Raw genomic sequence first — 7,183 nt, 5'->3', positions numbered from 1 at the left:
CTGGGAGTTACTGCGATTTGGACGAACGGCCCGAGGGGAACAGTTCAACAGCGGTGACTGGCGATCGCAGACGGAAGTCTATCGAAATGGCGTTCCCCTCTGGATTGATCGTCAACAGCTTGCGGGAGGATCTCCCCTTCTCGATGCGTCGAACGGCTTAAACGGCCAGCCTGTCGTGGGAACGTTAGCCTGGATTGGCCAACCCGTATCCCCGGAGATTGCCGACAAAGCCCGTCATCTCTGGGAAATGCGAGACCTTGAGGGAGAAATCGCCGTCTCTTGTTGCCAATCTGGGGTAATATGCCGATATCGGGGGCGATCGACTCAAAAAGCCAGTGCCGCCTTCCTCGATCTCCGGCAACTCCTACGTCAATCCCACGGCGATCGCCCGGTCACCGTTCCTCGTGTTTGGTCCTGTTAACGTTTTTTTAGGCCGTAACTGTTATGCAACTGTCTCCCCAAGAAAAAGATAAACTGCTAATTTTCACAGCGGCGTTGTTAGCTGAACGTCGCAAAGCCAAAGGCTTAAAACTTAACTATCCTGAAGCCGTGGCCTATATCACAGCGGGGATTTTAGAGGGGGCTAGGGAGGGGCGAACCGTGGCGGAGTTAATGCAGTTTGGTAAAACGCTTCTGTCTCGTGAAGATGTGATGGATGGAATTGCCGAAATGGTCACGGAAGTACAAGTCGAAGCCACCTTCCCCGATGGAACCAAATTGGTCACCGTTCACGACCCAATTATTTAAATACTCATATCAAAAAATCCTATTTTTGTCAAGTCCAAACGTGGAATTTAACAGCGAAAACCCTACGGAGAACATCTCATGATTCCCGGAGAACTATTGCCCCTAGAGGGCGAGATTGAACTCAACGCCGGCCGCCCAACAATCAACATAACCGTCGCCAACAGTGGCGATCGCCCGGTCCAGGTTGGCTCACATTTTCACTTTTTTGAAGTCAACGCCGCTCTCAATTTTGACCGCGATAAAACCCGAGGAATGCGTCTCAACATTCCCGCCGGAACCGCCGTACGCTTTGAACCCGGAGACGAGAAAGAAGTGGAGTTAGTCACCCTCGCCGGAACTCGTGAAATCTACGGATTCAACGGCTTAATTAACGGGTTCCTAGACAAAAAACCAGAAAAAAGCAAAGACAAGAAAAAAGACAAAAAAGACAAGAAGAAGAAAAAAAAGAAATAACGCCCCTTCCCCTCTTGGGAGGGGTGCCCGTAGGGCGGGGTGGGTCCTCCCAGGGTACGCCCCTACGTTGTTTCTGTTCCCAGATCCGCTGTTCCCTGTTCCCTTCTTTTGCCCTATGCCCTACTTCATGAATCGTCGCGCCTACGCTGAAACCTTTGGTCCCACTGTGGGCGATCGCCTCCGATTAGCCGATACTGAGTTAATAATTGAAGTTGAACAAGATTTAACCACCTATGGCGATGAGGTCAAATTTGGCGGTGGAAAAGTGATTCGAGATGGAATGGGACAATCTCCCATTTCTCGTGAAGATGGAGCAGTTGATGTGGTGATTACCAACGCTCTAATTCTCGATTGGTGGGGCATTGTTAAAGCCGACATTGGCATTAAAGACGGCAAAATTTGCAAAATTGGTAAAGCGGGAAATCCTCACATTCAGGATAACGTTGACATTATTATTGGTCCGGCTACTGAAGCGATCGCCGCTGAAGGCTGTATCGTCACCGCTGGAGGAATTGACAGTCACATTCACTTTATTTGTCCGCAACAAATTGAGACGGCGATCGCCTCAGGAATCACCACCATGATTGGCGGCGGAACCGGCCCCTCCACCGGAACCAACGCCACCACCTGCACCCCCGGTTCCTGGAACATCCAGCGAATGCTACAAGCCGCCGATGGGTTTCCCGTCAACCTCGGCTTTATGGGGAAAGGGAACAGTTCCCAAAAACAGGGATTAGTCGAACAAGTGTTAGCCGGGGCCTTAGGGTTAAAACTCCATGAAGACTGGGGAACCACTCCCGCCGCCATTGACACCTGTCTCAGCGTCGCTGACGAGTATGACATCCAGGTGGCGATTCACACCGACACTCTCAACGAAGCCGGGTTTGTCGAGAACACCATCGCCGCCTTCAAGAATCGAGCCATCCACACCTATCATACTGAAGGGGCCGGTGGCGGTCACGCCCCGGATATCATCAAAGTCTGTGGCGTGGCCAATGTTCTCCCGTCTTCAACGAATCCCACTCGTCCCTATACGGTGAACACCCTGGAAGAACATCTGGATATGTTGATGGTGTGTCACCACCTCGATCGCAACATTCCCGAAGATGTGGCTTTTGCTGAGTCCCGGATTCGCCGCGAAACCATTGCAGCGGAGGATATTTTGCATGATTTAGGGGCGTTTAGTATTATTTCCTCCGATTCCCAAGCGATGGGACGGGTTGGGGAAAATATTATCCGAACCTGGCAGACGGCCCATAAGATGAAAGTGCAGCGAGGGCCGTTGGGGGGGGATTGCGATCGCCATGACAATTTGCGGGCCAAACGCTATGTGGCGAAGTACACAATTAACCCGGCGATCGTGCATGGAATTTCCAATCATGTAGGTTCGATTGAAGCGGGGAAATTGGCTGATTTATGTCTCTGGAAACCGGCCATGTTTGGGGTGAAACCGGAGTTAGTCATTAAAGGGGGAATGATTGCTTGGGCGCAAATGGGAGATGCGAACGCCAGTATTCCCACGCCGCAACCGGTGCATATGCGGCCGATGTTTGGTAGTTATGGGGGTGCGATCGCAGCCACGTCAGTCACCTTTGTTTCCCAAGCGGCGGTTGAGGCGGAGGTTGGCCGTCAACTGGGGTTACGCAAACCCACTCTGGCGGTCTCGAACACTCGCGAGATCCGCAAGGGAGATTTGAAGTTAAATAATGCGTTACCTGAGATTGAGGTCGATCCTGAAACCTACGAGGTTCGGGCCGATGGGGAGTTATTAACCTGTGAACCGGCGCAAGTGTTACCCATGGCCCAACGCTATTTCTTGTTTTAATCTATGAGGGTTTGGGGACTTGTAGGGGCGAAAAATCCCCTCCTGGGAGGGGCTAGGGGTGGGTTATGCCCCTACCGCAACGGATATAATCTGCTCTCAATAAACCTGGAGGTTCAATAATGACGTTACAGGAAATTCTTAAGGCCGTGGATGACTTGTCATTGGATGAGCAAACTGTACTCTTGAATGTACTTCAGGTGAAGTTATCAGAAACAGTTCAGAACGACCAATTTGATCAGAGCCGTGGCGAACGTTTTTGGCAAGGGATTCTAAATTTTAGAGCGGTCATTGAGCGAGAAGGACTTGTCTATACAGAGGATGACTTTGCTAATCTCAGAGATCGCACCCCAGGTCGGGAGATCGAGCTGTGACAATTCGATTTTTGCTGGATTCTAATATTCTGTCTGAGCCAAGCCGTCCTGTCCCGAATCAGCAAGTTTTGAGCAAGCTAACACGACATCAGGTTGAGGTGGGGGTAGCCAGTTTAGTTATTCACGAACTTCTTTATGGTTGTTGGCGTTTGCCTTCTTTGTGACATTGTATAACTCAATAGTTTTAACGCCCGATAAATTCCACAAGCAACCTGATACCCTAATGGGGGAGGAACGGCATTACCAATTTGCCCGAGTACCATATAAACTGCTCCAGAAAACTGCCAAGATTCCGGGAATCCTTGCAAGATGGCACAATCAGCAACGGAGAGACGAAAATGCTTATTTTTGGCAACAAATAACCTAGCATTTTCTCGATTAGCTGCTACGCCATTGGGCCAAATTTCGATAGTTCTCCAGACTTTTTGAGCCGAAGAACTATTTAAAATTGAGGTGGTATGACGGGGTCCGGTTAAACCACTGCGAAGGGTTGGGGCCAGAGCGTCAACCCCAATATCAGGAAGTCCTAAAGCTTCTCTTACTCCCAGACAAGGCTTTAATTGGGGATGGTCTAGGTTAAATAAATTAAGTTGTTGTGGAGAGGATACGCTTGTTGTCTGATGACGCTTTATAACAAGATGTTCCCAAGTATAAACAGGCTCAGGCTTGATGAATTTCTTGAAACAGTTTGCATCTTTGAAGCCAATAAAAAAGACACGCTTTCTCGATTGAGGAACCCCGAAATCTGGGGCATATAACGTGATTTGCAGTACATTGTACTGCTTCACAAGGGGCTTTTGAATTTCGTTAAAAACATAGTCGTTAAATTTTTTGCTCGATAATGCCGAAACATTTTCTGCAACAAAAGCCGCCGGTCTAATTTCCAAAATAGACCGCACAAACTCGGGAAACATATCTCGTTCATCCCCTTTTCCCTGCTGTCTTCCTGCAATTGAAAACGGCTGACAGGGAGGCCCCCCGTGAACGACGTCAACCTGACCCTGATACGTTGTCCAATCTACCTGTCGCACATCGCCTGCTTGGCCTGAAAACACAGTCCAGTTTGGCCGATTCTGTTTGAGGGTTTTTCCCGCCTCCTCTAAGACTTCATAAGAGGCGATATGTTCAAATCCGGCTCGCTCAAATCCCAAGTCTAAGCCACCTCCACCACTAAATAGGGAGAGCGATCGCAATCCATTTTTAGGTAATTTTGGCATTAAGTCATCAGGATTTAAGTTAGGCTGGTTAATCTCATGAACAGGGGTTAACCCCTCGCCGCGCATCGCTTTAGCTTTCGCTTGACTCGATGCTTTTGAGGTTTGGCGATATTTTTCCCGTTCTGCGTCCGTTAGATTCCAACCTTGATAAGATGACACCATAGATAAGACTTGATTGTTTGACTGGATCGTTCCTCGTTGCGTCTAGCTATCGTCCAACCTGTTCACTTGGACTTTTCCTTGCGCTTAATCCATAACCAGGCGATCGCCATAAACAACACCCCCACAAGAAGACTATACCCCAAGGAGAGAACCGCCGCATCCCAGGACGCAGACAGCGGTGGATTGAGTTCAACAGAAATACTCCTATCCCCCTCCGAAGTGGGTTCAGTCGTCAGCACTTCCACGGGTACAATCACATAGGGAAACTGTGCCGAAAGGGAGGCCGCGATCGCAGCTGCCCCTAACCCCCAACCGAAAATTGTGATATTATTCTGAAACGTCCGTTCTTGCCGAGCGCGTTCAATTTCAACTAAACCCCGAATCGTGGCGATCGCAAACTCCAATCGCTCTAAACCTGGACTCAAATTTTCATAATCTTTCTTAACTTGTCGTAGATATTTCGTCCTCACTCTCTCACTAAACTGCTCTAAAAATCTCAAATCTGTCCAGGATAGTTCGCCACCGAAACTCTGCATTGACCTCGCTTTTTTTTCCAGCGTTGCACGGCGTTTTTGGTAATTGTCCAGATTGATGGCGATCGTCCGCAATTGATACGCAAAATCATCCATATCAATCGTATAATTCGAGACAACATTACGCGCTCGATTGAGAATCTCTTTCATCTCAGAGATGGGTAAATCCTGATGCTGATTGCCGCGAATTTGTTTTAAACACGCTTGAATTGTCACATAATCCTGTTTGAGCCATTGTTTTAGTTGGCGAGTTTGCCCATAAGCCCAGAGAATTTTAGCGCGATAAGCAAATAACGGCATCCAATCATAGATTAACTCTGCCCCAGACTTAGCGGCATACGCCGTCGGATACAACACAATAATCACATGACGACTGTCAAAGCAGCCGCCGTTAGACACCCCAGAATCAGCGTTGTCCTTGACTGTTTCTTGCAACTTCACCTGAAACGAATCCAGTTCAAACACCATCCCCCTCAACAGGCGACCTTTTCCCTGAAAATCATCCTGCCAATTCGCCTCAGGAAACAACGCCTGATAACAGAGTTGAGCCACCTTTTGCGGATTTTGAGTCTTCTCAGGCAATTGGCCATAAATCAACCAAGTTTGACCTAACATCGCTGAATGGTCACCCAGACGACGTTCAATTTCTCCCTTAATGTTTTGGAAACATTGCGGTGGTTGTGGAGTGACAGAATCCGACGGGGAACAATCGAGCAACAGGCCATACATATCGCTCATCCGCACTGGGTAATAAAACCCCTCGTACCCCTGAGAATCTCTGCCAAAATGACCAAATTGACCCATTAAGAGTTCTTGATATTCTGATTCAAACCCCGACTCAAAGGTTAGGAGACTCTCGAAAGATTGGGGTAGTTTTTGTTTAAACTTCTGCCAATGTTGGTCAACCTCTTCGGGATTATCGCCTAAGCCATCTCGTAAATCATAGAGGAATAAATCAACCGTGGGATAAATAATCTTATCCATTAAATTTGCTCAGGAAAGGTCTAAAACATGGGGACGGGTGGTAACTCCCAATATCGGCCCAATTCGTCAATCTTTTTAACATCTTTTTCTGGGCGATCGCGCGTCATCACCATCCGACTCAAATTCACCACCTCATTGGTTTTTTGAGTTGGTTCACCCTGGGGAACATAGCCTCTGCTCGTTGCACTAACCCCTAGGAGCGCCTCAAGTTGCGCTGGAGACGGTAACCCCTGATGGAGTTGCTCTAGGTTCAGAGGTGCGAGTTTTGTCAACGCCTCTTGATACAGTTGATTTAAGGTGGGATTCGCCGCTGCGATCGCCTCAATATCCGCAATGAGATTCAACTCCTCACCAACCCACTCATCGTCGAGAGTCTCCCCTAGCTCTTCTAACGCATACAGTTCATCATCCGTGAGCTTAGGTTCGAGGTGGTAGAGAGCCAGCAAGAAAGCAAGCAACGTTTTGTCAAGATTAGGTTCCATCGGCAAGCAAGGATTTGAAATTGCGATTAAACTGGTAATACTGGGTCAGCGTCGGTCTCAACTGGGTCGGTTTAGTCAATAGACTAACACCTGAAGAAGCGGGAAACCTGGCTAGTTCTAGTATAGCAGTAGTAGGGGATAATGAAAAGAGCTTTAGTGGTTGGAATTAACCGTTATCTTAATTTAGGACAACTTCACACGCCCGCTAACGATGCTAATGCCGTGGCTCAACGACTGCATGAGATTGGTTTTGAGGACATTAAAGGGTTGCCCGCCACCGATGAAGCTGGGTTGTGGGTCAATTCAGACCCTGATAAACAGGTTTCTAAAGAAGATTTAGAAAAGGCAATCGAGTGTTTATTTGCCATCGATGAAGATGGCCATCTCCCCGAAACCGCTCTCTTCTATT

The 7,183-nt window shown here is 48.3% G+C and carries 8 protein-coding genes and 1 pseudogene; 6 read left to right on the top strand and 3 right to left on the bottom strand.

Annotated features, from left to right (window positions below; translation table 11 throughout):
- From R6U67_RS01330 to R6U67_RS01310, 5 genes and pseudogenes are all read left to right on the top strand, one after another.
- On the top strand, positions 1 to 421 hold a 421-nt coding region (locus R6U67_RS01330; RefSeq protein WP_410250867.1), incomplete at its 5' end, for an urease accessory protein UreD.
- Between the two features lie 23 nt (positions 422 to 444).
- Positions 445 to 747, top strand: coding sequence for an urease subunit gamma (ureA, locus tag R6U67_RS01325; RefSeq protein ID WP_087711686.1), 303 nt, complete (start codon positions 445 to 447; stop codon positions 745 to 747).
- A 78-nt stretch (positions 748 to 825) separates the two neighbouring features.
- Positions 826 to 1,131: pseudogene (locus R6U67_RS01320) on the top strand (urease subunit beta); the annotation flags it as partial.
- Between the two features lie 184 nt (positions 1,132 to 1,315).
- Positions 1,316 to 3,025 (top strand): urease subunit alpha, encoded by a 1,710-nt coding sequence (gene ureC / locus R6U67_RS01315; protein ID WP_410250866.1) that lies wholly within the window; start codon positions 1,316 to 1,318, stop codon positions 3,023 to 3,025.
- Between the two features lie 119 nt (positions 3,026 to 3,144).
- Positions 3,145 to 3,396, top strand: a complete 252-nt coding sequence (locus R6U67_RS01310; RefSeq protein WP_068788077.1) for a hypothetical protein — start codon at positions 3,145 to 3,147, stop codon at positions 3,394 to 3,396.
- Positions 3,397 to 3,509: 113 nt separating this feature from the next.
- Here the strand turns inward: R6U67_RS01310 and R6U67_RS01305 are convergent, their stop codons facing one another.
- From R6U67_RS01305 to R6U67_RS01295, 3 genes are all read right to left on the bottom strand, one after another.
- The gene (locus tag R6U67_RS01305) at positions 3,510 to 4,775 is read right to left on the bottom strand and encodes a DNA cytosine methyltransferase (RefSeq protein ID WP_410250865.1); all 1,266 of its coding nucleotides are present in this window, start codon (positions 4,773 to 4,775) and stop codon (positions 3,510 to 3,512) included.
- Between the two features lie 62 nt (positions 4,776 to 4,837).
- The gene (locus R6U67_RS01300; protein ID WP_410250864.1) at positions 4,838 to 6,292 is read right to left on the bottom strand and encodes a hypothetical protein; all 1,455 of its coding nucleotides are present in this window, start codon (positions 6,290 to 6,292) and stop codon (positions 4,838 to 4,840) included.
- Between the two features lie 20 nt (positions 6,293 to 6,312).
- Positions 6,313 to 6,774, bottom strand: a complete 462-nt coding sequence (locus R6U67_RS01295; protein ID WP_410250863.1) for a hypothetical protein — start codon at positions 6,772 to 6,774, stop codon at positions 6,313 to 6,315.
- A 141-nt stretch (positions 6,775 to 6,915) separates the two neighbouring features.
- Here R6U67_RS01295 and R6U67_RS01290 point away from each other — a divergent pair.
- Positions 6,916 to 7,183: caspase family protein (locus R6U67_RS01290; RefSeq protein ID WP_410250862.1), on the top strand; the 268-nt coding region annotated here is incomplete at its 3' end.

The sequence above is a fragment of the Sodalinema sp. genome (assembly GCF_046483825.1).
Taxonomy (GTDB): Bacteria; Cyanobacteriota; Cyanobacteriia; order Cyanobacteriales; family Geitlerinemataceae; genus Sodalinema.
This window is presented reverse-complemented; position numbering and strand designations above follow the sequence as displayed.

Coding starts and splice junctions, on each gene's coding strand:
- ureA (WP_087711686.1), top strand. CDS start 445: ATGCAACTGTCTCCCCAAGAAAAAGATAAACTGCTAATTTTCACAGCG.
- ureC (WP_410250866.1), top strand. CDS start 1,316: ATGCCCTACTTCATGAATCGTCGCGCCTACGCTGAAACCTTTGGTCCC.
- R6U67_RS01310 (WP_068788077.1), top strand. CDS start 3,145: ATGACGTTACAGGAAATTCTTAAGGCCGTGGATGACTTGTCATTGGAT.
- R6U67_RS01305 (WP_410250865.1), bottom strand. CDS start 4,775: ATGGTGTCATCTTATCAAGGTTGGAATCTAACGGACGCAGAACGGGAA.
- R6U67_RS01300 (WP_410250864.1), bottom strand. CDS start 6,292: ATGGATAAGATTATTTATCCCACGGTTGATTTATTCCTCTATGATTTA.
- R6U67_RS01295 (WP_410250863.1), bottom strand. CDS start 6,774: ATGGAACCTAATCTTGACAAAACGTTGCTTGCTTTCTTGCTGGCTCTC.